Source organism: Steroidobacteraceae bacterium (assembly GCA_041395505.1).
GTDB lineage: Bacteria > Pseudomonadota > Gammaproteobacteria > Steroidobacterales > Steroidobacteraceae > JAWLAG01.
Window position 1 is genome coordinate 1142338 of record JAWLAG010000001.1, and the last position, 23404, is coordinate 1165741.

A 23404-nucleotide genomic window follows, 5' to 3' on the forward strand; every position below is an offset into this window, starting at 1 on the left:
AGTCTGGTCAGTCCCTGGCGTCAAGCGGCTCGAATTTGTCTTCGACAATCCGCCCCGTTTTGACATCAACACCGATCTCGTGAATCTTGTTGCCCTGTCGGATGTCGAACGAATAGCGCTCAGAGCCGCCCTCGCGCTCGCGCTCTTCCTTCTCGATCTTCCCTGGCGCGGCCTTGAGAGCGATGGCACGGGCTTGGGCCATCGTGATGTCGCCTTGCTCCGCCAAGGCGAGTGGCGAAAGGGCGGCAAAGGCCGTGAGTGCCGAAATGATCAAGGCGGTCCGTTTCATGGCTCTACTCCTCAAGACACGTCGTCTACGTGCAAGGCCATTGTGCCCGAACGGGTTCTCGCCACGGATTCCGGCCGTATACAAAGTCCCAACCTTCAGGAGTCCCCGGGGCTGTGCCGGCGGTCATGGATGGGATAGGCGCTCGTTGAAATGTCTTGGCATGACGGCGATCCAGACAGCCGGTTCGGCGTCCGCAGGGTCAACGGCGATTTGTGCGGCGCGCGACGCTTGCGCCCAGCGAGCCACAACTTTCGGCATCGATCGCGGTCTATCGGCTCCAAGCGGCGTGTTCTGTCGGTCGCCGTGACGGTAAAATGGCTCAGCGTATTAGAGAAATCCAGCGGCGGCGTTGGGTTACGATGCTGCGAGACAATTGAGTGGGAGTGAGGTGCACCACGAATCCGTTACATTACAAAGAGAATCAATAGGTTAGAATGCGGAGGAGACAATTGACCTTGGATCGTCTCCGAGAAGGTCTGAGTTTCTAACCGACTGATCCTTATGGGAAATAGAACGATCCTCGGACTCAGTACTCTCGGCGGCGGGACTCTCGTGACGGCAGAGTTGACGGTCATTGCGTGGGCGACTCGGCCAACTGCACTGGCTGGGTGAAATGCAAATGTGCTGCGGGCTGCCGAATTCTTGTAGTCGCAAGTTCCGCAGCGGTGGTCGTGGCAAGATCGGTTTGGCAAGTGCCCAAAATGCTCACTCATGGTGACTAACATCCGCGTTGCATGAACCGGCATCACCATCGACGCTCTGCAATGGACGCCCAGCAGTACCATCGCAATCATGCCGTCCGAGTTCGATGACCTGACATTCCGGCCACTGGCGCGAGCCGACCTGCGAGTGCTGCACGAATGGATTCAGCGCCCGCACGTGGCGGAGTGGTGGGACAACGACTACTCCCAAGAGGAAGTCGAGCGCGACTACCTGCCGACCATCGATGGCGGCTCAACGACCAAAGCGTATATCGCATACCTGTCGGGCAAGCCGATCGGGTTCATTCAGTCCTACGTAGTCAAGGATTCCGGTGGAGGTTGGTGGACCTCGGAGCAGGACCCCGGGGCCCTCGGCATCGATCAGTTTCTCGTCGATGCGAATCGCCTGAATCAGGGTCTGGGCACCACGATGATCCGCAGCTTTGTGGCTCGCCTGTTCAGCGATCCGGCAGTCACCCGGATACAGACAGATCCTGACCCGGAGAACCATCGTGCCATTCGTTGCTACGAGAAGGCCGGCTTCGTGCAAATCTGTCCGGTGATGACTCCGGATGGTCCGGCCCTGCTGATGGCATGCGATCGTTCGAGGTCAGGTCAATGAAACTGGCGGAAGTGCGCGCGTTCATGACCGCCCAGCCATGGGGGGTGGAAGCCACATGCTCAAGCAGCGGAACCCCGCAGGCCGCGGTGATCGGGGTTGCGATCACCGACAGACTCGAACTGGTATTTGACACGTTGGTAGCTTCGCGCAAGCACGCCAATTTATTGCTGAGGCCGGCAATTGCTCTGGTCATCGGGTGGGACGCGGCGATCACCGTACAGATCGAGGGTGCCTGCGATCAGCCCGTAGGTGCAGATCTGGCGCGGCTCAGGGACTGCTACATCGCGCGATTTCCCGATGGACGAGACCGGGCGGCCAGTTCCGAGGTGGCTTACTGGCGAGTGCGGCCCCACTGGATCCGCTACAGCGATTTCAACGTCGATCCGCCTGTGATTCTGCAGTGGGGTCGCGAAGATATTGCCGCATACGCCGGTGGCGACCGTCGATACCACGCAGACCGTATTGCAGAACCAGGTCGATAAGTTGCGGCAGCGCGGCGTCAGCTGGAATGCGATCGGCAGCGTATTGGGCATGTCCCGCCAAGCGGCGTGGGAACGATTTTCCTAGTTGCCGTCACGATCCCCAGCGATGGACCGCTGGCCCCAGCAGCCACTGTCACGGCTGCGCGGCAAATTGGCGCGCGGAGATGTTGATGTCTCCCCACTGACCGTGTGGGATGGGTGTTTGCCGTTCGCGCGCGTCGAACACGGCCCATCCGTCTGCATCAAGCTGCAGTGCCACCGGGTGAATCGTTCGCGGGGCGCTGCTCTTTGCCTGGATTCGGACAACGACGGAACGCCGGATGGCATCGGCGAGTGCGGCCACACGTGGATCAGCTGTCGTGAGTGGTTTCGCAGCAAAGCGAAATCGGCGCTGAGAGTCCTGAACTCGATTCCGCACTATCTCCGGCAACGACTCCACCAGTTTGTCGCGCACGCGTTGCGCGGCTGATCTGATATCGAGTTCGGCGAGCGCGGCGTTAGGCGCTGACAGAATCACGCCCAGTGCTTCGGCCTCTTCGGCGTCCAGCCCCACTAGGCGTGAACGATAGTTGAAGGCCAGCTCGACTCCGCCCTTGTAGCCGCGGTGGACAATGACTGGCAATCCGGCCTCGGTCAGCGCATCAATGTCGCGCAGTATCGTCCGTCTGGCGACTTCAAGTTCATTCGCCAGCTGTAGCGTTGTCAGTCGACCTCGATTCTGCAGCGCCAGCAATATCCGCAGTAGTCGGGAAGCGCGCATGTCTGCCTATCCATATATGACTTAAGAAGTCATATTACCTGCTCCAACATTCGCCGTACCGGAACAACGGTGGAGGGTGATGTGCGCACATGTCCTGGAAAGGTCTTGGCTGGTCGGTATCTGGAGGGACGGTCAACATGGGAACCGTAACCTACGGTTCGGGCACGCCCGATGACCCCTGGAAGTTGAAGACGCCGCCGCAAACATCCGAGTTCCTGGCGTGGCGGGATGAGAGCGAGAAGCCGCACAAATTGGTGGTGCAGGTCGGTACGACGAAGCTGTCCTACCAGCTGCGGTGCCTTGACGATCTTCACGCGATGCTCAAGAAGCACAAGGACTGGATGCTGCTCGGCAACGCCGATGAAGGAAAACCGGTTGTTCCAGGGACGGTCGAAGCCTGGGCGCGCAGCGAATCCAATCCAGTCGGCGGCTACTACGGGCTTCGGAAAGGATATCGGGGTCGATTCGCCAACTATGTGCCGCCGGTGCTCGAACTCCTCGGGTGGGTGGAGCTGGAGCACAACGCGCGCAACAACCGCGTGCGTGCGTTGAAGAAGTAGCACAATTGGCCATGAAGCTCTTCTATTCATAGAGAGATTTGATGAAGTCATTCGCAACGCGAATTGCCATTCATGCGCCGGCTGAGAAGGTCTGGCGTGTGCTGACGGACCTGCCGAATTGGCGACAGTGGAACACCACGGTAGAGCGCACTGAAGGCATCGTCGGTCCTGGCGCAAAGGTCACCGTGTACGTCAAACAAAGTCCGAATCGGGCCTTCCCGCTGCGCGTGAGCGAGTTGGATAGTCCACGGCGCATGGTGTGGGTGGGCGGCATGCCGCTCGGACTTTTCCGCGGCACGCGCGTCTACGGCATTGCGGCAGCGCCTGGCGGCGGCGTCGAATTCAGTATGCACGAGGATTACACAGGCCCTTTGGCAGGCCTCATTGGTAAGTCGATACCCGATCTGCAACCGGCTTTCGAAGAATTTGCGCAGTGTCTCAAACGCGAATGCGAGCGGACATGATCGATCCGCACGAGCCGCCGTACAGAGTCTCTCCAAATCAATCGCGATCTATTGACGTCAAGCGAACCAATTTGCCGGTCGTCGTGACGGTAAAGTCGTCCAGCACACGCAAGAAGTTCAGCAACGGCGCGGGGTTGCGATGCTGCGAGACAATCGAGTGGGAGTGACCAGGAAATCTCTACGCTACCAGGCGCTACCGCTTGGATCAGCCGTTGTTTTCGGGAAAAAGTGGCGCAAACCGCAACGTCAGTATTGTCGCTGCCGAACGATTCGAGTAGTCGTCATTCGAGGCGTCGGAAAGCATCAGAATAACGAACTGTCGACGGTCGACAATCGATCCTAGTCGGCCACTCGAGCAAGCGCTTACGAACGTCGCTGCAAACGCCGCATTGAGCCGCCCCGTGAAGAGGGACCACAGGCACTCGTCGAAGGTCTCGTCGAACGCGTCGGCCGCGCGCCACAGCGGCAAGGCGTCTTGCTCGCGATGCAGAGGACGGCCATATCGAAGTCGACGCCGCTGCGGGTGGCCCCCTCGACGATCCGATCGCGGCCTCAATCGGCGATGATTGAGCAGCTTGAGAGCTATCTCGCCCGCTGGGCGCACAGACGGCGAGCTCGAGGCCGACGTCCTCGGCGCCTGTAGATGCGGTGCCGGTCGGGCTGACCGGCATCGCCTCAATTCATGACCGCGTGCAGAATGACCATGCGGCAGTGGCTGTCGGCATACACATCCACGACGGACAGCCTGTCCTGCCATTCGTCGATCAGTGCGGCGGAACACTCGTCCCGGATTCCTTCGATCGCCATGCGATAAGCCAGGTTGGCGTTGGCAAAACCGATCGCAGCCAGGTTCTCGCCAACGCGCTGATCGAAGCCGGGCATTCGGCTGCGAACTTGCTGCTGCACATCCCGCGTATACGCCTGTGCCTCGAGCACATCGTCACGCGTGGCAAGGAACGAGATATGCCCGCTGAGCAGCAGGTCGAAGTCGTACGCCAGCAGCTCATCGAAGTTCTCAAGATACGCCTGGAAGTCGGACGTCGCACCGAAGTTCATGAACGGCACTTCGCCGGGTGTCACCGTATCGACTGCCACCAGGAACTTCTTGTTAGGCAGATAGATGATCGCGTCGTGATCCGTCGAGTGATAGTTGGCCGTTCGCAGCTCGAACACTTCACCTCCGAGCGAGAACTCGTAGTCATCCTCATAGGTCAGATTTGGCACGAGAATCCCAGGGTGCCCGCGTTGTGCGATGCTCTCGGCGACGCTGGCAGGGGCAAGGATTTGCAGGTTCGGCACGTCGGCGAACACACTGCTTCCGCCGATGTGGTCCGTATGCCCGTGGCTGTACACGAGATATGCAATCGGCAAGCCAGGGGCAGCTTCCGCGAGGACGTCAGGCAACGCGTTCCCGAAGCTCGGCGGCGCGTCGATGACGACCAGACCCTCGTCCGTGACGACGAAAGCCGACGTGTAGACGCCACCCGTCACATAGAACAGGTTGGGCTTCACTTCTTCGACGTAGACGCCGGTCCCCGGGATATCCGGCATTCGCGCCCGCGTTGCCGGGAGCTCGGGTGCGAATGCATCGTAAGAATTCGGGTGCGAAGGGTCGAGCCTAACGGTGTCGCCGGTATAGCGTGTGCCTGCCGCATCGGAACTGGACTCGTCTTGCGCGATTGCGGAGTCGGTCAGCAATTGGGCGCCGATACCGGACACCGCAAAGAGAGCGATATTGGCGGCTGTATGCATGAGCTTCTTGTGCATCGGATACTCCTGGTCGGTGCGAATGACGCTTGCGGCATTGCCGTTAGCGGATGCTCATCGCGGTCAGCAACAGAGCGCAGGCGGAAGTGGCCAGCACGGTTCTGACCGAATTCCACAGGACCCAGCGGCCCTCGAAGTCGGTGCGCGCTGCCCGAACGACAGCGTCATCGATTGCGTCGACGTCGAGCGCCTGAAGCTTGTTGTTCAGTGGAACATTGATCGCGAAGGTGGGTGCCTGAACGCCGAAGAGGTAGATCAGCGTGGCGATGACGAGCAGCGCGCGCTCGATGCCGTCCAGGCGCCAGAACCCAAGCACTGCCGCGACCAGCAGGGCGACGGCAGATCCCATCCAGACCAGGCCGAAGATCGGCTGGCCCCGCTGGATCACGCCATCGATCACCTGAAACGCGCGAATGAAGCCCCGATCGCTGAGGTTTCTGATCCCCGGCATCACGACCGATGCGAAAGCGAACACGAATCCGGCGGTCAGTGTACACAGCAGTGTCGCCAGTATCAAAATGAAGTCGAAGAGGTCCATGAATCTGTCCCCTTGGTCTTCGAATCGAGGCTGAACCCTGATACTGCCTCATTCACGCCGGAGTTTCTACCTGCGCCGCGCGCGATCGAAAAAACGACGCGGCCGGGAGGATCTCTCCCGGCCGCGTCCAACGGCTACAGCTTGTTGACCGCCTTGTGCTCGATCGAGGGCCAGATCCGCTTCGCGTCGGCGAGGATCCGCTCGTTGTCCGCCACGTACTTATCGAAGATCGCACCGTTCACGAACAGATAGAGATTGCCGTCCATGATGTCGGCAAAGCGGGGATCGCCGTCGAACTTGCGGCCGAGCGCCCGCCGACACGTTCGCGAAGGACACGCAAGGCTACCTGCCGCTCTTTGATGTCCAACAGCTCGGCGGCCCCACCCGGACCTGAAACGCGCCAGTCGGCCTGCTTCAGCGCGCCGATCAGATTGTTCCTCGCCGCTCTCTCTCGACGGCTTCAAGGGATCCGGTTACGGGACCAGACAGTTCGATTGCAGCGCTCAGTAGAAGGCTGGTCATGCGGTGCGGGTTGGTCTGCTTCTCGTGATAGGCACAGTGGGCTGCGACGCAGTCGCGAGGTGCCTGGCCGTTGGGAAGCTCGCGAGCCTTCCCAGGCGCACTAGCCGCGTTGCGGAGACGCACCGGCCGAAGACGGCGGCCGTCCACTCTTGGCCGATCTCTGCCGAATCGACGAGCACGTGGTCGCCGAATCATAATGGTCAAAGAGACGCCGGTTCCAGCCGTTCACGGGAGCGTTACGACGACGTATAGTGATTTGCGCCCGACGGCAAAAGTTCTTGGGACTTATACGCTGCGGATGCTGACAAGGGCGGATGCGACGAGCTTTTCCTGCGGCTTCTTTCGCGATCTATCGCCCTCCAGCGAAAGTTTTCGACGGGATCCCTGACGGTATTGACTCGGAGCGATGTGCAGAGCGGCAATCAGAACAAGGGGTTGCGGGGCTGGGAAATGATTGAGTGGGAGTGAGGGGCGGCACGCTGCGTACCTGGTCTCACCGCTGACGCAAACGGCGCGCGCTCAGTCGCTGAATGACTCCGCGCCGTAGTTGGGGCATTCGGCGACCGCCGCGGGCTCCGCCGGGGCGCGCGCGACTGTCGCCAGCCAGCATTCGTCGTATATAGAGCAGTAGCAGTACTCGAGTGTCGTCGCAGGTGCGTTTGCCAGGCGAAGCATCGCCTTCACCGGTGCGTCACCGCTCACCTTGACCAGTGTGGCCGCCTCGCCGGCGCGCAGCACGCGCCGCGAGACGACGAGCTGGTCGAACGGCACGTCGGGTACGCCGGCGAGCGCCAGCGCCTCGCCCCAGTTGCGCACGACGTGGCCATCGAGCTTCACGCGCATCGCGCGCAGCTTTGCGGGACCAACACCTGCATTCGCCAACTCCAGCGCGAAGGTGGGCGAGCCGTCCTCGTGCCCGGTCCACAGCGTGCTCTGCACATAGGGCCACACGACGGCGGCCGCCTGACGCCGCACGGCTTCGGACTCGGTGATCGCCGCGTAAAGAGCCACGGCGCCAGTGAACACGCCAGCGACCGCGAGCACCGATTGCAACACGGACAGGCGCATAAAAATGCGCTCCGTGCGCTTCAGGTGGCCCGGCTGGTGCGCCGCTGCGCCGCGCAGGCCAGGGACTCCGATGTGATCTGGCGCGGACTCGCGGTTCGTCCGGGATTCGTCGGGTACGCCGCTGCGTGCTTCGGGCTCGTTCTCCGCCAACGGTCATGTGCCCCTGACTGCTACGGTAGGGTGATCATAACGGCCCGGCTGCGCCGGCCACAACCCGGTCCAACGGTCGGGCAGGGAAAGAGTGGGGTCGACGCGGAGGTACTTTGAACTTGCGGTGCGCAGTTGATAATTTACATCGTGAATGATTATCATCCACGGCATGAAAACCCTTCCCAGGCTGGTCGGCACGGCCCTTTCCGAGCGACTGCGGGTCATGCCAGCCGTCGTCGTCACGGGGGCCCGGCAGACCGGCAAGAGCACTCTGGTCGAACAGCTTGTCACCGGAAAGCGGCGCTACGCCACGCTCGATGATCTGGATGTGCTCGACGCCGCGCGGCGCGACCCGGAAGTCCTTGTCGGCGGGCCGGGGCCCGTCACGCTCGATGAGGTGCAACGAGAACCGGAACTGCTTCGCGCCGTGAAGCGGGCGATAGATCGGGACCGAAAGCCAGGGCGATTCCTGCTCACGGGCTCCGCCAATCTCCTGCTGATGCGACAAGTCTCCGAATCACTGGCCGGCCGTGCCAGCTATCTCACGCTCTGGCCGATGACACGACGCGAACAGCGCGGCCTCGGGCAATGCGGCCGCTGGGACGACCTGTTCGCCACGCCCGATGCCGGGTGGCGCGAGTTGCTGGCCGACGAAAAGGGCAGCCCCGAGGATTGGAACATGCTGGCTCGTCGCGGCGGCTTTCCGACGCCGGCGCTGGAATTGGCCACGTCCTCGGATCGGCGTATCTGGTTCGACAGCTACGTTCGCACCTATCTCGAGCGTGACCTTCAGGATCTGGCCGCGATCACGGGATTGCCCGACTTCAGGCGACTGATGCGGGCTGCCTGTCTGCGCATCGGGCAACTCGTCAACCAGACGGAACTCGGTCGCGACGTTGCGCTACCTCAGCCCACCGTGCACCGCTGGTTGAATCTCCTCGAAACGTCATATTTGCTGGTGCGCCTGCCGGCCTACACCGTGAATCGCACCAAACGCCTCATCAAGGCGCCTAAGATCTATTGGGGAGATACAGGCCTTGCGATGCATCTGGCCGAAGTCGAGGCGCCGGCCGGCGCGCATCTCGAGAACCTCGTCCTGCACGATCTACTGGCGTGGCGCGATGCGCGCGTCGAGCGCGCGGAGCTGGGCTATTGGCGCACGTCGATTGGAGAGGAAGTGGACTTCGTGATCGAGGCGGACGGCAAGCTGCTGCCGATCGAAGTGAAGTCGACAGCGCGTCCCAGACTTTCCGATACCGCGCACTTGCGCACGTTCCGTGCCGAGTATGGCAAGAAGTCGCGAGCCGCACTGCTGCTCCATACCGGCAGCAAGATTGAATGGCTGGCACCGCATGTACTGGCCGCGCCGTGGTGGGCCGTTCTGTAGGGAGGATGAGCGCTAACAGGGTCAGTCAATCGGGATCTATCGCCTTCCTTCGCACCCAAGCGGCATTTTGGGATTCCCCCCGTAGTCCAGACACCGTCCTAAGGTAGCCCTGCAGTTTCCGCTGCACCGCGTGTCCAGTGCTCACGGTGTCTCGAGTAGCGACTTGAGTGCACCCAGAATGGCAGGCCACCCTTCGCTGCATGCGGCGAAGACTTTGCTGCTTGGTGGGAAATCACGATGTAAAACTTGCACTCGTGTGCCATTCGCCTCTGACGAGAGCAGTATCGTCAATAATGAAGACGGCTCGGTCTTGAACTCACCGAACATCGGTCGAAACGTGTGCTCTATCAGTCGATTCGGGATCACCTCGCGTAGTTCGTGTTCATCTACCACCTCGCCATCGCGTCGATAAAGAACGGCCGCGCCCTTCTTCCACGCCGATTCGATTCGGGTGCCTCCCCAGTACTTCACCGTGACTTCTGGATCCGTCAGTGCTTTCCAGACCTGTTCGAGTGACGCACTGATCAGCACCTGTTCATCAATCACTTGCGTTTCCATCAGCGGGCTCCAGATGTGCAGAGATTTCGTGTTTGGTGAAGCCGAACGCCCTGGATCGGCGACGCGCCCCTGTCGAGTCCCGATCACCACTCTATTCCCAACCGCCCTCGCTGCATCCAGTTATCAGGCGCCGGCACGTCGCAAGGACCTGCGAGCATCGTCGCTCATGCCTGGAAGCACGTTCCTATCGGTGGCAACAGCCTTGAGTAAATCAAACAGTCGGATGCCCTCAAAGCTCTGGATGCAGGCGTTCAGCATACGGTACACCATAGCGCGCGGATGGGCGAAGAAGCTACCAACGAGTCGCAGCGATCACGCCAGCTGATCGGGGCTCCGGCAAGAAGGCGCAGGCAGAAGAGGGTGACAAACCCACCGCACCTGCGGTGCGCCGTCTGCTCTCCGAGGCGGATGTAATCGTCACTTCCGATCTTACCTTGATCGAGTGTGATCGCGTATTGCTGCGGGCGCTGGCGCTCAAGGAATTGACGGAAGGGGACGCCGCCGATCGTCGAGCGCACCTCGTGGCGGCGGCTGCGCATTGGCAAATCCTGCGAATCGCGGCCGAAGTTGTTGATCGCGCGCGCCAACCCTTTCCCACTGATTCGATTCGGACACTCGATGACATCCACCTCGCATCTCTTCTCGTAGCACGTTCCGCGGTCTTGGGCATGCGACTACTGAGTCTCGACGAGCGAGTGCGCCAGGCGGCAAAAGGGCTCGGCGTCGCCGTGGAGCCAGTGTAAGTCACAGATGCTGTGAACAGGTCAGCGGGTGGACACCGAGCGTTGGCGCGTGACTGCAATTGGTTGCACGCGCCGGTGCGAGTAACCGCGCGCGAACAGGCCTTGTTCGACCAGATAGGTGCCTAACAATCGGTGGCCGGCCGATTCCAATACTCGTATGGATCAGCTGCCGACCAGGCATTCTCTTCAGGTGTCCGCCCAGGGGCGGCAGTCGGCCGTTTGAACTTCCCATCACCCCGTCCTATCCTGTGCGACGGCGGTGAAGCAACATCTCTTGACCGCAACTCGCGGCGAACGTCGCAGGTCGGGGGTTTCCTTCCCGCCAAGGCAGGGCGCTTCAGGTCGCAGCAGAAAGCGCGAGCTGGCTCGCCCCACAAGATCTGCGCGCGGACCTGAGGCGATGCAAGCCTGAGGCCGCAGGGGCAGGGGCAGGGACCGGGAGGAGCACCATGATCGCGGTTGAGAACTCAATGAGGTTGCTTTTAGCGGTCGCAATTGCGTCGGCAGGCTGCGTCAGCGCCGCATTTGCGGCGCCGGGCGACCCAGTAAAGCCTGTCGTGAGGCCCCGGCCTACGCCGCCGGTTGCTTCGCCTAACATCCAGGCGCCGACCGCGCAGCAGGGCGCGGCGAGACTGGTCGCCCCGAAAATCGGCGGTGGGGTTTCGACGCTCGTTACCGCGAAGCAGACTTCGGCGACGAATCGGGTCCTGGTCGCCACGAACGCGCCGCTTGGCGGCGCAGCGCTTTCGACATTCTCGCTCGGTTTTCTGAACGGCGATCACAAGATCCGCGAAATAGCCGTATTGCAATCGGAGGGCAGGGCCTCGGCGACCTTTGCGGACCAGGATTCGAACGATTCTTTCGGCTTCAGTGCCCGCTGGTATGCCGCGGGCTATCCGCTCGCGACCGTCAGCGCGGTCGGCGAGGGTGAATTCGATATCGCGCTGCCCCGGCCGCCAGATGGATATGTACCGCTGCTCGCGGGCTTTTCGTTGACCCGGCAAAACCGGACGGACGCCAACGTTCGCGCAATCGGCGTCCGACTGACGCCGGATCTCAAGTTTGTGCGCGTGACGCTGCTCGACGATCAGGGGCTCGATGTGCGCGACTACGAAGCCTTGGCAGGGGCGGGATTCGCTCTCAGTCTGGCACCGGTTGGCGGTATCGAATCGGCAGTGGCCACTGGAGCCGCGATCACCGGACTGGCGGCGGCGAGAGAGTTTGGCAAGAAGGGGCTGCGGCGTTTCGCCGCGACTGTGCAGATCGCATGGGCGCCCCATGAATCCATCCGGCGGCGCGGGAGCGCATCGGGATCGTTGCCGACGAAGATTGACTCCGGGTCGCTGCCAGCGATAGGCACGTGCCGAAGCACTGCCCCCGGAACAAATTGCCCGAAAACTGTATCTCCTTGGTCTTCCCGACCTGCTTCGAATTCCCCTTCCTGCCCGCAGCAGCTAGAGGAACGGATAAAACTTCGCCAGGAACTTGATCCTGCGAACTGCGCAACGGACGAAAAATCCGCGTTGACCGGCTTCCTATTCCATTTCCAGCGGGACGACCATCACCTCATGCGACTGGCCTCCGGAATCGGTTCCTATTCGACGGTAGCAGTTGAATTCAGGGATTCGAATGGCGACGACCCGATACAGTGGTTGGTCGACTACGCGGTCGTGAAATAGCACATCGTGGCGGTCCGTCTCGTCCGCCGTTCAAAATGGCTAATCGCTCTTACCGGTTCTCGCGCCACTCAGTCACCGATGCTTCATTACCCTCGGCCCGGCGTAGTAGCAAGATGGGCCAGGACTCGGAAAATTGATAGGGGCGGGCGCCTGGAGTCCGGAACAGCGCGGAACTTTGGACCTTCCCATCAACTTCCGCATAAACGGCCACCGATTTCATGTCCCAGTTATCCGACGTGCAGCCCAGACAAAGGTTTTGCTGCAGGTGGATCATGACTTCGCGGATTTCATCGATTGGGACGGGTCGTCGCAGATTGATCGTTACGTCAGACCATTCGCCCTTGCTCCAAGTGGCGTACTCCCGCACCTGGGTGTCCGGATACCCTCCCTCCTTGGCTCGCTCCCACGCCGAATCAGTTCGCACGCCGTATTTCCCAGGCCCACCCAATTCGCCTGACTGACTCCTGTGGCCAGTGAGGAACTCGCCGTTCTTGCCGATGACCGCGACGTAGACAATGCTGCTTTGGCGCGCGTCATCTTCGCCCGTAATAAAACGGAACATGAGTCGCGAAACGATCGTGGGCAGGACGATCTCGGCCTGCATGACATCGGATGCCCGCGATTGCGGAACCGCCCTGGAATTGGTCATGGCACGATCATCGACTGGGCGCTGCATTGACTGCGGTTGTAGCTCAGCCGGTGCCACCTGACTCAGCGGCGGCGCCGGCTGGTTCCACAGACAAGCGCTGCGCGCCGCAGTGTTGTCGAGTCCGGCGGCAATTCTCTTCTCGAAGCAATCGATCGATGCTTGGTGATCCAGCGTGCCGGCACATAGCTCGAGCGCGTCTTGCCAACGCCAGCGATCGCCTTGCGCGTGCTTGACGCCCGCGTGCATGACCGTCTTGAAACAGCGGGCAGGCTCCGTAGAATCCTTCGCGCCGGCACAGAGGCGCTCTATGTTTTGTTCTTGCCAGCGCACGTTGCCCGAATAGTTCCAGGGCACCTGACCCTGCACTGCACTTGCGCAGATCGAGGCCTCCGACGCATTTGTGAAGGCCGGAGTTAGCAGCAAGCCAATCAACGATAGGGAAACAGTCCGGTTAGCCGCCATTGATGTGCCCCTGTGCGAAACACTTGGGTAATAGTAGCAAACGCCCGTACCGCGACGGCACCGCGCACATCGTGCTCGAGCCGATTGACTTCATGGTAAGGCTGGCGGCCATCGCATCAATACAGGAAGCGAAGGCCAGCAGACTGGCTAACGCAGCGACCGCCGTTTGGGCGCATGAATGAAATATTAACGACATGACGTTTGCAGCTCGACACCGCGTTGCCGATAATTGTCGCGACGCAAGGGGTACAGCGTCAATCCATCTGCTGCGCAAGGCCGGCCTCACGTGTTCCAGTGCTGCGACGGACGCGGTGACGCTGGTGCAAGGCTTCGGCTCGGCGCTGGACGACAACGTGCACTGCCACATACTGTTTCTGGATGGGGCTTACCTGACCGTTGGCGGTGGCCAGCTGGTGTTCCGGCATGTCCTCGGTCCCGCTCGCTGCTGCCGAGGATGTTGGACTTGCGAAAGGAATCCTGGGCGATTTGCCGTCCGATGACGCGGAACTCGCGCCCCGCCTGCGAGCGTGACTACGCCCGCCACCTCCCGGCGTGCTTGACTGAACTGTGAAGTCCCTTCCGCCGCAGAGTGACCTGTACATGTCAAGATTCACACGGGTTTCAACAGGGGAATCCCGATGCGTAACCGGGTTGCATCATTCGTGGCCGCCGGGCTGTACCTCGTGTCCGTCCACATGGCTACACCGGTCACGGCCGCGCCGAGTTCCAGCGACCTGGACAATGCGGAGCAGCTGGTTTGCGGACGGAACCAATTCCTCAAGGGCACGATGGCCGCAGCCGAGCAGGATCAAGGAAAATCCGTGCCAATAGGCCAGGCTGCACCAGGGGCAATTAACGACCCGGCCAGGCGGGCGACCGCGCAGCGGGTACTCGACAGCAACATCCGGGCGGCGCAAGCGGGTCAGGTGGAGAACGCCCGGAGGGCATTGGCTGAAAGCCAGGCCGAATATCAGAATCTGACAGGACACACGTTCGACACTTCAAAGTGCGATGGCGGGCGCGTGCGCCTGACGCATGCCGCGCAGGACAGGCAGCGGCATGAGGCCGAGCAGGCGACGCTGATTGCTGCTCGCGACAAGGAGTGGGCGGCAGGCACCGCAGATCAGTTCGAGGCTGCCCGACGCTCGCGCGCATGCGACGCCAGGAAGTCGCTGGATTCGAATCCAAACTATTCCGGCAGCTTCAGGCCGGGCGTTCCCGAGTCGGCGCGCATCCGATTCGAATCGGAGGCGCAGCAGCTCCGGAAGACCTACGAGAATTACGCGCAACAGTACCAGCGCGAACATGGCAGGGCCTTCGATCCCGCCACCGGCTGCCAGAACTAGCAGGACAACCTGCCTCCATGCAAGCGGACGATCGAGGGATCGGGCGCATCACCATTATTTTCAACGCAGAAGTTCTCGCGGTTGCGCCAGTTCGGCCGCCGCGATGCGCTCGACGATGCACTTCTACGCGATGTCCGGCAGGCCCCGCACGGCCCGAACGGTATTGAAACCGATTGTGTCGATGACCAGTGTCCTGCCTTCCCAGTGCCCAATCGAGTCACCGTCGGTGATCTGTTGCTATTGACAGTCTTGCTGATCAACGCAAGACCTGCGTTTGCCGAAAAGCTCGTTGCGCCGAATTGCGACCGGATGTAAGCATGGACAACGGATGTCATCTGTTCACATGCCGCCGGAATCCAATTCGCCGATGCTTCTACCGATCCAAACAAAGAAGCCAGCCTGCGCATCGATTGCTGCGCGGGCGTCGGATGTCTGGCAGTCGGCAAGTCGGCGCGTAACGAAGAACAGAAGACTTGTGCTTTGGCTGATTCGCGTGTGATTCCGTTCTTCGGGTTCGGCTACAAGGAGTGGAGCGATTACGATCCGGCGCTAGGTCACAAGTATATGGTCGATTGCCGCATGGTCGATTACTCATCGACACCGGAGATCGGGCACAATTGCAGTAATAGAGCGGACCATCTGAAGAAGCCAACATGAGAGGGCTCAAATCGGCGGCTTGGCGGAAGAGCGGCTGGCCAGCCTGGTGCGTTGAGTTCGTGGCCGGAGCCGTATTATCATTTTGAGTAGCTGGAAAGGTACCGTGGATCAAAGGCAGACTTTGCGCCCATGCAGAGGCAGTCTGTCCGCGCTCGGCCGAGCCACCGACAATCGAACCGCCCAGAGGGAAACGACCGGCGCTGGCTGATCCGGCTTTCATTCGCTGGTAACTCATTTTAGAGGTTGGAGCATGACCAAGACTAGTTTTCACTCGGCTGAGGAAACCTTCTGGCATTCGGTGGGTGTCCACGCGTTGTTCTTTCCCCTCTCACGCTGGGTGCAGCCGCCAAACAACGGCGGCGGGGCGGACACTTCGGACAGCAAGCGCCGTCTCGTCAATCTCATGGATACGTCCGGACTGTCAAAGCAGTTGCGGCGGCCCGAAGCGGTGCCTGCTACAACTGAAGACTTGTTGCGCGTGCACGGCAAGGCCTATCTTGACGCCTTCAAGAAGGCGAGCGACGCCGGCGGCGGCGAACTGGGTACATTTGCGCCTTTCAGTGTCGGCGGCTATGAAATCGCGGCTCTCTCGGCTGGCCTCGCACTGCAGGCAGTCGATGATGTCATGTCGGGCGCGTCGCGCAATGCCTATGCCCTTTGTCGTCCGGCCGGGCATCACTGCCTGCCCAACGAGCCGATGGGTTTTTGCCTGCTGGCCAACATCCCGATTGCAATCGAACACGCCATTGCCAAGCGTGGCTTGAAGCGCGTCGCAGTGGTTGATTGGGATGTCCATCACGGTAACGGTACACAGAGCATCTTTTACGATCGCTCGGATGTCCTGACAATCTCGATTCACCAGGAAAACTGCTTTCCGCCTGGTTATACAGGCGAGCAGGATGTCGGCACTGGTGCGGGAACCGGATTCAATTGCAATATTCCCTTGCCGGCTGGAAGTGGACACCAGACCTACATCGAGGCGATGGAAAAAATAGTCGTTGCGCGTCTCGAGGCCTTCAAGCCGGAGCTGATCATTGTCGCCAGCGGGCTCGATGCGAGCGCTGTCGATCCGCTTGCACGCCAGTTGTTGACCAGCGAAAGCTATCGCGCGATGACCCGGATCATGATGACTTCGGCCGACAAACTATGCAAAGGCCGATTGGCCGTCGTTCACGAAGGCGGCTATTCAGAAGCCTATGTTCCGTTTTGCGGGCATCGAATCATCGAACAATTATCGGGTGTGAAAACCGAAGTGGAAGATCCCGAGCTGGAATTCTTCAGTAGCTGGCAGCCCAGCCCGAAGGTGCAGGCATTCCAGTCGCAGTTCGTCGATGACCTGAGGCGCCTGCTGGTCGTTTGACGACCAACAATGCAGATTGCCCGGCGCGTGGCATGTTGCCTGCGATACGGGATCCTCAGCGCACGTGCGCTGCGTAATCTGTCGGTTACAGCGCTATCGCTCGAACTGGAATCAGTGCAAATTCTCGTGGCGGCAGTGGAACGCGGGATGCCATCTGGCCAGGAGCGACTAAGAATGCGACAGAACTTGGCGAGATACCTTCCGACAGGTTCGTCTGTCGCGGGCGGTGAGACGTTTTCGCGCGCCCTAGACCAAATCCCCGCGCCGTTGCTCCAGATGGCGCTGCCCCCAGTCATGGATGGCATCGATCAGATGGCGCACGCTGCGGCCGTGGGCTGAGATCGCATAGACGACCGGTTTTTCGTGGATTTCGCGCGCGATCAGCCCTTCCTGTTCGAGGTTGCGTAGCGCCTCGGTCAGCACTTTGTGCGAAATGTCCGGAACAAGGCGCTGAAGTTCGCCAAAGCGGCGCGGTCTCTCATAGAGCCAGTGCAGCAAGATCAATGACCACTTGCCGCCGATCGCCGAAAGCGCTGCACGCATCGGGCAGTCCAACGGTACTGGCTGTCCGGGGATCTTGACGTGTGAGATATTCATCAGGTTACCTCGAGGTGCGTTGCGCGTCGGCTGCCTTGAGAGACATCATGAGATATTCAGGATGGATTTCTCAAGATGACCCCTGGCACCTGGCCTTCGCGACCGCTCCTGTGTTTGCTCCTTCTTGCGTGCTCCCTTGTAAAGACCGTAGCGCAAGCCAGCCATGACGGTGCACGTGACTTCGAATGGGAAATTGGCGAATGGTCCACACGGGTTCGAGTACGCGCGCCGCTGTCCCGGGCAGCGGAATGGATCGAATTCACCGGAACGTCGAAAGTGGTCGCTTTGGCTAACCATCGTGCCAATGTGGTTGATCTTGCTGTGGCAAACGACCAACGGCCGATCGAGGGGGTCTCCTTGCGCCTCTACGATCCTGCGTCGCAGCAATGGACCCTTCATTTCGCCAGTATTGCAGATGGCAAGTTAACGCCGCCGGTGAGCGGCAGCTTTGAGAACGGGCGGGGCGTTTTCTTCGGTTGCGACCAGGTCAATGGTCGTGCGGTGCTCGTGCGGTTCGTAATCTCGGACATCACGGCGAACACGGCCCGGTTTGTTCAATCCTACTCGGACGACGGCGGCCAGACATGGGTCGATAACTGGATTGCGATTGATACCAGGCGCAGTGGTGCGATCGAGTCAGGCGCCGGCAAGTGAGTTGTCGCCAGGGCTGACCATCTGGAGAGTTGGTCTTCCGAATTGCCCGATTGGTGTGGCGCGCGATTTATCAGGTGCGGTCGCGAACCGGGTCGCGAATCTACCGGCTCGGCTCTATGCCGCGCTCGTTGCCGTATTCGCCGGCCGGAATCAGGTCGTAGAATCCCGTAAGCCGCAAGCGCACGGTGATCGGGTCGTCACCGCGGTTCTGCAGGAACCAGCCGTGTACTCCGTCCATCGGAGCGCGCAGTGCGCCGTTCGATGTCAGGCCGGTTGCCTGACGGTATTCAATCACCTGCTCGGGCTCGGCGCCAGGTACGTCGCCGTGGAAGTCAGTGTAGGCGTCGATGGGCGAGCGTGCCCCTTCGATCTGCAGCGAATAGAGCAGGGTCGCGCCCGCTTTCATTCGCACCTTGAATTCCAGCTCGTCGGCAAAATCGAGCGGGATCACGAATTCCTCGCTGCGCGGCGCTGCGGCCTGTTCCTGCAGCGGTGCGGCCCCGCCGAGGGGAACCGCCATCGCGGTGTTATCGTTCGGGATCGCCGACGGCTGGACCGGCGCGCTCAGCGACAGCTTTGTAAGTCCGGTCAATCGGCCAAAGCCAGTCGGGTCGCGGCCGAACTCAGCGGGCAACACCGTGGTCACGAAAATCAGCGTGGCAGCGAGCAACGCAATTGCAGTCGCGCGACCCAGCCGGCGACCGGATACGACCAACCCCTGGTTCATACTGCGCTCCGCGACAGGAAGTAGCCCGCAAGCTGGTACTGCGTCAGCAGAAAGCCCGCACCCATTAGTACAACATTGGCGGCAAAAGCGTGGCGTTTGAAACCCGGTGAGCGCCGCCAACGTGCCATGACCAACACGATCACCGCCAGTGCGCAGAGCTGGCCGAGCTCCACGCCGACATTGAACGACACCATGTTGGCGACCAACCCCTCGCCGGCAGGTTTCAATGCGAGCAGTTTGGTGGCGAGGCCGAAGCCATGCACGAGGCCGAAGCCGAGCACCGCGAGGCGGGCGTCAGGCTGCACACCGAATACGGTGCGGAAACCACCGAGGTTGTCGAATGCCTTGTACGCGACCGACAGCCCAATCACGGCATCGACCAGCCAGGGGCTCGCGCGCACTTGGCCAAACACTCCGGCTAGCAGGGTAATCGAATGGCCAATGGAGAACAGCGTGACGTAAAGGGCCACGTCGCGCATGCGGTAGAGGAAAAAAATGACGCCAAGGATGAACAGAAGATGGTCGTAACCGGTGACCATGTGCTTGGCGCCCAGGTAGATGAATGGTGCCACCTGCGCGCTCGCGCTCTCGGCGACGAAGGACGCGTCTGAACCCGAGACGCCGTGCGCCAGCGCCGCGGGTGCGCTGCTCGCGAGCACCAGCCAGCAGAGGTTGGACTGCCAGCGCGCCGACTTCATCCTGTCAAGGAATAGCGAAGTTGGCAGCGACGCGTGTCTGACCGTCGGCGAGGATCACCTGGACGCTGACGCGTGTGCCGGTCACGAGCTTCACGCCCTTGGCCGTGAGGGCGCCGTTGCCGTCCGGCACCAGATCCGATTCGGACCGCGTGTCTTCGTGGCGCGCAATGAGTTTTCCGCCTGAGCCGCTGAGTGGTGTGCCTTCGGCCTCGTCGCGCAGGTATATGCGCGCGCCGTCAGCCTCGACAACCAGTTCTACGATCGTCTCGCCCATGGACTTGACGAGGCCTCCGTGCATCGCCTTGTGGTTGCCGTGTGCGAGAGACAGTGACGGCGAGGCGAGTGCCAGGCACAGGGCCATGAGCATGATGAAGCGATTTGCGTTTCTCATGGTATGCGTGTCTCCGGGGCCAACTTCGTGCTCACTCCGGAGCATGCGGCAGTGTGATCGTCAGGGTAGCGAGATGCTCGAGGTGGTCGACCTTGCTGCGATCATCCGGTTCCGACTTGTAGATGGCCGTGATGACGTTCTGACCCTGGTTGCGGACACGAAACGTCGCTGTGCCGTCGGCGCCGGTCTCTAGAGGCGTCGCGTCGGGGTCGGTCACGTAGTCGCGAAGCACCTGCGCCCCGGCAACCGGTTTGCCCTGGTACAGCACGCGAACGGTCAGCGGACTGTCGTAGAGCGCGGGGATCTCGCCGACAGGCAGGATCTGCAGCGTCTGGCCCGGCAGGGGTCCGAGCGGCTTCAGCAGCGGCCCGGAAATCGAGACGGCGTACTTGTAGTTCTTTTCCGAGACGGTGGCATCCGGGACTTCATCACGGCCCTTCTTGAGCCACTCGCCGTCCGGGCGTTTGCTCCAGATGCCGTTGAACAACACGGCCGCGACGACGCTGACCGGAGATTCGCTGTTGACCAGCAGCAGCGGGCCGGCCACGCGCAGTTCGGTCGGTACCGGTTCACCAGCCTCATCGTAGCCGTCGATGCGCTCGACGAGCGGCAAGCGCTTGACCGAATCGAGGTCATCGGCGCCGACGCCGTAGATCAGTGCCAGTTGTGTGGCGCGCTGCGAGAACCAGATGCCATGCGCGTTCGCGTCGACAGCCATGAGGCTGATAGTGGCCAACGCAGCGAGCGCCATACGAGTTGCGACCTGTCGACGATATACCATATGTAATGCTCCGCGAGAGTGGCGACTTGAATGTAAGGCTATTATACGTGCCCCGAAGATCGTACTGATTTACCAACAAGCAACGTCGCGAACTGCTGATTCTCTCGGCCCAGACGGCAGAATCTTCGACGTTGCCGGCTGCGCTGCGTTCACCCCGCACCGGGTCGATTCATGTGAGCCTTGGGAGTTGCTCGGCACCCGCTGTCATTCCGTTCAGGGGATGTCCGCGATGCGCTTGAATCGCGTGATGTGAAAGTCGAGTCGTTCCGCAAGTATTCCGGGCTTCATTCCGCTACCCGCTTCGCCGAATTCAAACCAGTTGTCGTCCCCGGTGCGATAGGCGTCCCAGCGGGGCAGGCCGGTGCCATTGGGATCTCCGGTCTTTGCGAAATTCGTCCAGTACGTCGCGATCTGTCGGCTCACTCGGTAGTCCGCAGCAACCGCCCCAGTCTCGAACTGCGCCAAGGCCTCGAAGACATAGGGCAGCTCGTCGGCGTGACGAACACCGGAGTAGAAATCCCGCGCAGCCTCGGTCCGATATGACATGTAATAGAGAAAGGCGGGTGCGCCGACACCGCTGCCTGCCCGCGACATGTTGGCGGCGAGGTACTTTGCAGCAGCCAGAAAACGACTGTCGCCGTACCATTGCTGTGCGTATCCAGTCTCGGATTTCTCGCCATACAGGATCCTGAGTTGATCGCGGGAGACATCGGGCGCGATCTGCGACATGGCATTCGGCTCGGCACGGACGCCGAACCCCTCATGACTGTTGGCGCCCAACAGAAACGGCACAGGGTGCTGGCGGCCTTCGGCGAACATCTTCGCAATCGAGTCCGGAATGACGATGCCGTCGACGAAGGTGACCCCGTGTCTGAGCAGCAGCTTTGTGTCGAGTAGCTTGTCCACCGGCAACGCGCGCAGCCCCTTGGCGTCAATCGTTTCGGGAATGCCCTCAGCGCCAAGGAATGCCTTCGCCAGTACCATCGCCGACGGCCGTCGCGGCAGCGAAGTCTCCATATATGTGTCGAGCGATGTGCCGGTGGCACCAGACTGGCTGATGGCGCGCGCAAACAGATCCTTTGCAAGCGGTGAGACCATCAGTTGCGTGACAGCGCCGCCGCCCGCGGACTCGCCGAAAATCGTGACATTGGCGGAATCACCGCCGAACGCGCCAATGTTTCGCTGTACCCATTTGAGCGCAGCGATCAGATCGAGTATCCCATACAGCCCCATTGGTTCATCGGGATAGTTCGCATCCCGGTCGGCCTTGAGCGCCGGATGCGCGAAAAAACCGAGTCGGCCGAGACGGTAATTGACGGTGATCAGTATGACGCCGCGTTTTGCGAGCATCTTGCCGTCGTAGAGTTTCATCGTGCCTGATCCACTGGTGTAGCCGCCGCCATGGATCCAGATCATCACGGGCAGCTTCGCGGCGCTGCTCGGCACCCAGATATTGAGGTAGAGGCAATCCTCCGACCTGGCGCCCGGTGCGTAGGTGGAGGGGTCGTTCACCTGCGGGCATCTCGGACCGAGTTCGCGGGCATCGCGAATGCCATTCCAGGCGCGTGGTAGCTGCGGAGCACGCCAACGCAGGTCGCCGACTGGCGGCAGGGCGAACGGCACAGCCCTGTAGATGTCGATTCCACCGGATGTCCTGCCGCGAAGCGCCCCGGTGTCGACAGTGACGATCGGATCTTTCGCAAGCGCGATGCCGGCCAACAACCACCCGCCGATTGCCAGTACCAGTGGATGCAGCTTGCTCGCGTAATGCCGGCTCAATGTCGCCCGTTTGTGCATTAGCACCGAGCTAACGCGGCGTGGTTGCGATATCAAGTATGGTCATTTGTTCGGCCATCTCGGTTACCGCTGGCTTCCACACTTCGTAGTAATACTTGAGGAAAACATCGCTCGTTTCGTATGCCCGATTGTGCGCCCAGTTTTTGAACATCATGTTGGCGCAATAAGTGAATTGGGCGGGATACACCAGCCGTTCCATTCGAAGGTCCACGACATAGGGCATCTCGCTGATGCGGCGGTACCAGGTCAGCAGGAATTGGTTGGCCTCGTGCGAATTGGGTGCATATTTCAAGTTGAAGCAAACCTGCAGCCGAATCGGATTATTCGTCGACCAGCCTGGCGGCAGGTCGGCGAGACGCGTCGGGTGGTCCTTGAACTGTTGCTCCGGAGATTTGACTGGCGCCGGGTCGATTGGTGCTTCAGCGTCAACCGCCCAGGTGCCCGAGGCAATACACAGGCAACAGACCGCCAGGCTGGCTGAACGGATTGTCATTTGGGTCACTCTCCAATTGCGATTTCCGAGGCGTCGCGGACAACGTTGGGGGGACTCAATTGAAAAACCGAAGATCAGCATGGTCGCGGCCAAAAGGTACCAGATACCGTGCCTGCGCAGCACGTCCTGCCAGCAGGCGGGCCCGTGCCGGATAGGTCTCCCGCATACGTGGAATCGCTTGGCGATAATGTCGAGCTGCTTTTCTGGGCGTATCGGACGTGACGTGAGGAATACATCGAATGGCACAGAACTTCGAGGGTCGCGTTGTATTGGTGACTGGTGCTGGGAAGGGTCTTGGCCGCGCCTAGGCGCACCGGTTCGCGGCACATGGCGGTACCGCGTTCGCAGACCAGCACGACGTCGTCAATGAGAGCACCGCCGATGCGCTCACTGGAACAGAGCTCGGTCTCTCAAGCAGAAACTTTCTCCTCATCATACTCCGATGGTGCAAGCTTCGCAGAGGAAACGGAAATCGAAAGCTCGACCCCTCGGACGATCACGT

General features: G+C 60.9%; 26 protein-coding genes and 1 pseudogene. 11 read left to right on the forward strand and 16 right to left on the reverse strand.

Annotated elements, in window-relative coordinates; all coding sequences use genetic code 11:
- Nucleotides 1-7: 7 nt before the first annotated feature.
- Complete coding sequence (locus R3E77_05245) at nt 8-289, reverse strand: PepSY domain-containing protein (protein ID MEZ5498823.1); 282 nt, start codon at nt 287-289, stop codon at nt 8-10.
- Nucleotides 290-1081: 792 nt separating this feature from the next.
- On the opposite strand from R3E77_05245, the gene R3E77_05250 reads away from it, so the two are divergent.
- Both R3E77_05250 and R3E77_05255 read left to right on the forward strand, forming a co-directional pair.
- Entirely contained in the window at nt 1082-1612 is a 531-nt protein-coding gene (locus R3E77_05250; GenBank protein MEZ5498824.1) for a GNAT family N-acetyltransferase, read from the forward strand.
- Nucleotides 1609-2094: a pyridoxamine 5'-phosphate oxidase family protein gene (locus R3E77_05255; GenBank protein MEZ5498825.1), complete on the forward strand. Its 486-nt coding sequence runs from the start codon at nt 1609-1611 to the stop codon at nt 2092-2094. Before R3E77_05250 ends, R3E77_05255 begins: the two co-directional genes overlap by 4 nt.
- A gap of 133 nt (nt 2095-2227) precedes the next feature.
- Here the strand turns inward: R3E77_05255 and R3E77_05260 are convergent, their stop codons facing one another.
- The gene (locus R3E77_05260; protein ID MEZ5498826.1) at nt 2228-2854 is read right to left on the reverse strand and encodes an HTH domain-containing protein; all 627 of its coding nucleotides are present in this window, start codon (nt 2852-2854) and stop codon (nt 2228-2230) included.
- Nucleotides 2855-2991: 137 nt separating this feature from the next.
- Between R3E77_05260 and R3E77_05265 the strand changes: the two genes are divergently transcribed.
- Nucleotides 2992-3414 (forward strand): hypothetical protein, encoded by a 423-nt coding sequence (locus tag R3E77_05265; GenBank protein ID MEZ5498827.1) that lies wholly within the window; start codon nt 2992-2994, stop codon nt 3412-3414.
- A 41-nt stretch (nt 3415-3455) separates the two neighbouring features.
- Nucleotides 3456-3878 carry an SRPBCC domain-containing protein gene (locus tag R3E77_05270; GenBank protein MEZ5498828.1) on the forward strand — a complete coding sequence of 141 codons (423 nt, stop codon included), beginning with the start codon at nt 3456-3458 and terminating at the stop codon, nt 3876-3878.
- A 205-nt stretch (nt 3879-4083) separates the two neighbouring features.
- Here the strand turns inward: R3E77_05270 and R3E77_05275 are convergent, their stop codons facing one another.
- The 5 genes from R3E77_05275 to R3E77_05295 all read right to left on the reverse strand — a co-directional run bounded on the left by R3E77_05275 (nt 4084) and on the right by R3E77_05295 (nt 7923).
- Entirely contained in the window at nt 4084-4347 is a 264-nt protein-coding gene (locus R3E77_05275; GenBank protein MEZ5498829.1) for a hypothetical protein, read from the reverse strand.
- A 206-nt stretch (nt 4348-4553) separates the two neighbouring features.
- Entirely contained in the window at nt 4554-5645 is a 1092-nt protein-coding gene (locus R3E77_05280; GenBank protein MEZ5498830.1) for an MBL fold metallo-hydrolase, read from the reverse strand.
- Nucleotides 5646-5688: 43 nt separating this feature from the next.
- Nucleotides 5689-6183, reverse strand: coding sequence for a DUF1772 domain-containing protein (locus R3E77_05285; protein MEZ5498831.1), 495 nt, complete (start codon nt 6181-6183; stop codon nt 5689-5691).
- A 134-nt stretch (nt 6184-6317) separates the two neighbouring features.
- Nucleotides 6318-6449, reverse strand: a complete 132-nt coding sequence (locus R3E77_05290) for a hypothetical protein (GenBank protein MEZ5498832.1) — start codon at nt 6447-6449, stop codon at nt 6318-6320.
- A 775-nt stretch (nt 6450-7224) separates the two neighbouring features.
- The gene (locus tag R3E77_05295) at nt 7225-7923 is read right to left on the reverse strand and encodes a hypothetical protein (protein ID MEZ5498833.1); all 699 of its coding nucleotides are present in this window, start codon (nt 7921-7923) and stop codon (nt 7225-7227) included.
- A 169-nt stretch (nt 7924-8092) separates the two neighbouring features.
- Here R3E77_05295 and R3E77_05300 point away from each other — a divergent pair, with 169 nt between their 5' ends.
- Nucleotides 8093-9310 carry an ATP-binding protein gene (locus R3E77_05300; protein ID MEZ5498834.1) on the forward strand — a complete coding sequence of 406 codons (1218 nt, stop codon included), beginning with the start codon at nt 8093-8095 and terminating at the stop codon, nt 9308-9310.
- Nucleotides 9311-9451: 141 nt separating this feature from the next.
- Here R3E77_05300 and R3E77_05305 read toward each other — a convergent pair whose 3' ends face one another.
- Entirely contained in the window at nt 9452-9868 is a 417-nt protein-coding gene (locus tag R3E77_05305) for an SRPBCC domain-containing protein (protein ID MEZ5498835.1), read from the reverse strand.
- A 311-nt stretch (nt 9869-10179) separates the two neighbouring features.
- On the opposite strand from R3E77_05305, the gene R3E77_05310 reads away from it, so the two are divergent.
- Entirely contained in the window at nt 10180-10611 is a 432-nt protein-coding gene (locus tag R3E77_05310) for a type II toxin-antitoxin system VapC family toxin (protein MEZ5498836.1), read from the forward strand.
- 470 nt (nt 10612-11081) lie between these two features.
- Nucleotides 11082-12290: a hypothetical protein gene (locus tag R3E77_05315; GenBank protein ID MEZ5498837.1), complete on the forward strand. Its 1209-nt coding sequence runs from the start codon at nt 11082-11084 to the stop codon at nt 12288-12290.
- A gap of 49 nt (nt 12291-12339) precedes the next feature.
- Here the strand turns inward: R3E77_05315 and R3E77_05320 are convergent, their stop codons facing one another.
- A complete protein-coding gene (locus R3E77_05320; GenBank protein ID MEZ5498838.1) occupies nt 12340-13401 on the reverse strand; it encodes a hypothetical protein in 1062 nt (353 codons plus the stop codon).
- A gap of 254 nt (nt 13402-13655) precedes the next feature.
- Here R3E77_05320 and R3E77_05325 point away from each other — a divergent pair.
- From R3E77_05325 to R3E77_05335, 3 genes and pseudogenes are all read left to right on the forward strand, one after another.
- A pseudogene (locus R3E77_05325) lies at nt 13656-13793 on the forward strand (transposase).
- Nucleotides 13794-14039: 246 nt separating this feature from the next.
- Complete coding sequence (locus R3E77_05330; protein ID MEZ5498839.1) at nt 14040-14747, forward strand: hypothetical protein; 708 nt, start codon at nt 14040-14042, stop codon at nt 14745-14747.
- Between the two features lie 907 nt (nt 14748-15654).
- Complete coding sequence (locus R3E77_05335; GenBank protein MEZ5498840.1) at nt 15655-16764, forward strand: class II histone deacetylase; 1110 nt, start codon at nt 15655-15657, stop codon at nt 16762-16764.
- Nucleotides 16765-17010: 246 nt separating this feature from the next.
- Here R3E77_05335 and R3E77_05340 read toward each other — a convergent pair whose 3' ends face one another.
- The gene (locus R3E77_05340; protein ID MEZ5498841.1) at nt 17011-17361 is read right to left on the reverse strand and encodes a helix-turn-helix domain-containing protein; all 351 of its coding nucleotides are present in this window, start codon (nt 17359-17361) and stop codon (nt 17011-17013) included.
- A gap of 114 nt (nt 17362-17475) precedes the next feature.
- On the opposite strand from R3E77_05340, the gene R3E77_05345 reads away from it, so the two are divergent.
- Nucleotides 17476-18015 carry a hypothetical protein gene (locus tag R3E77_05345; GenBank protein MEZ5498842.1) on the forward strand — a complete coding sequence of 180 codons (540 nt, stop codon included), beginning with the start codon at nt 17476-17478 and terminating at the stop codon, nt 18013-18015.
- 100 nt (nt 18016-18115) lie between these two features.
- On the opposite strand, the gene R3E77_05350 is transcribed toward R3E77_05345, so the two are convergent.
- The 6 genes from R3E77_05350 to R3E77_05375 form a co-directional block, all read right to left on the reverse strand.
- Nucleotides 18116-18742, reverse strand: coding sequence for a hypothetical protein (locus tag R3E77_05350; protein MEZ5498843.1), 627 nt, complete (start codon nt 18740-18742; stop codon nt 18116-18118).
- Entirely contained in the window at nt 18739-19440 is a 702-nt protein-coding gene (locus tag R3E77_05355) for a HupE/UreJ family protein (protein ID MEZ5498844.1), read from the reverse strand. Before R3E77_05355 ends, R3E77_05350 begins: the two co-directional genes overlap by 4 nt.
- A 4-nt stretch (nt 19441-19444) precedes the next feature.
- Nucleotides 19445-19831, reverse strand: coding sequence for a hypothetical protein (locus R3E77_05360; protein ID MEZ5498845.1), 387 nt, complete (start codon nt 19829-19831; stop codon nt 19445-19447).
- Between the two features lie 31 nt (nt 19832-19862).
- Nucleotides 19863-20549: a DUF4198 domain-containing protein gene (locus R3E77_05365; GenBank protein MEZ5498846.1), complete on the reverse strand. Its 687-nt coding sequence runs from the start codon at nt 20547-20549 to the stop codon at nt 19863-19865.
- Nucleotides 20550-20825: 276 nt separating this feature from the next.
- Nucleotides 20826-22391, reverse strand: coding sequence for a carboxylesterase family protein (locus R3E77_05370; protein MEZ5498847.1), 1566 nt, complete (start codon nt 22389-22391; stop codon nt 20826-20828).
- A gap of 28 nt (nt 22392-22419) precedes the next feature.
- Nucleotides 22420-23148 carry a hypothetical protein gene (locus R3E77_05375; GenBank protein MEZ5498848.1) on the reverse strand — a complete coding sequence of 243 codons (729 nt, stop codon included), beginning with the start codon at nt 23146-23148 and terminating at the stop codon, nt 22420-22422.
- Nucleotides 23149-23404: the final 256 nt, after the last annotated feature.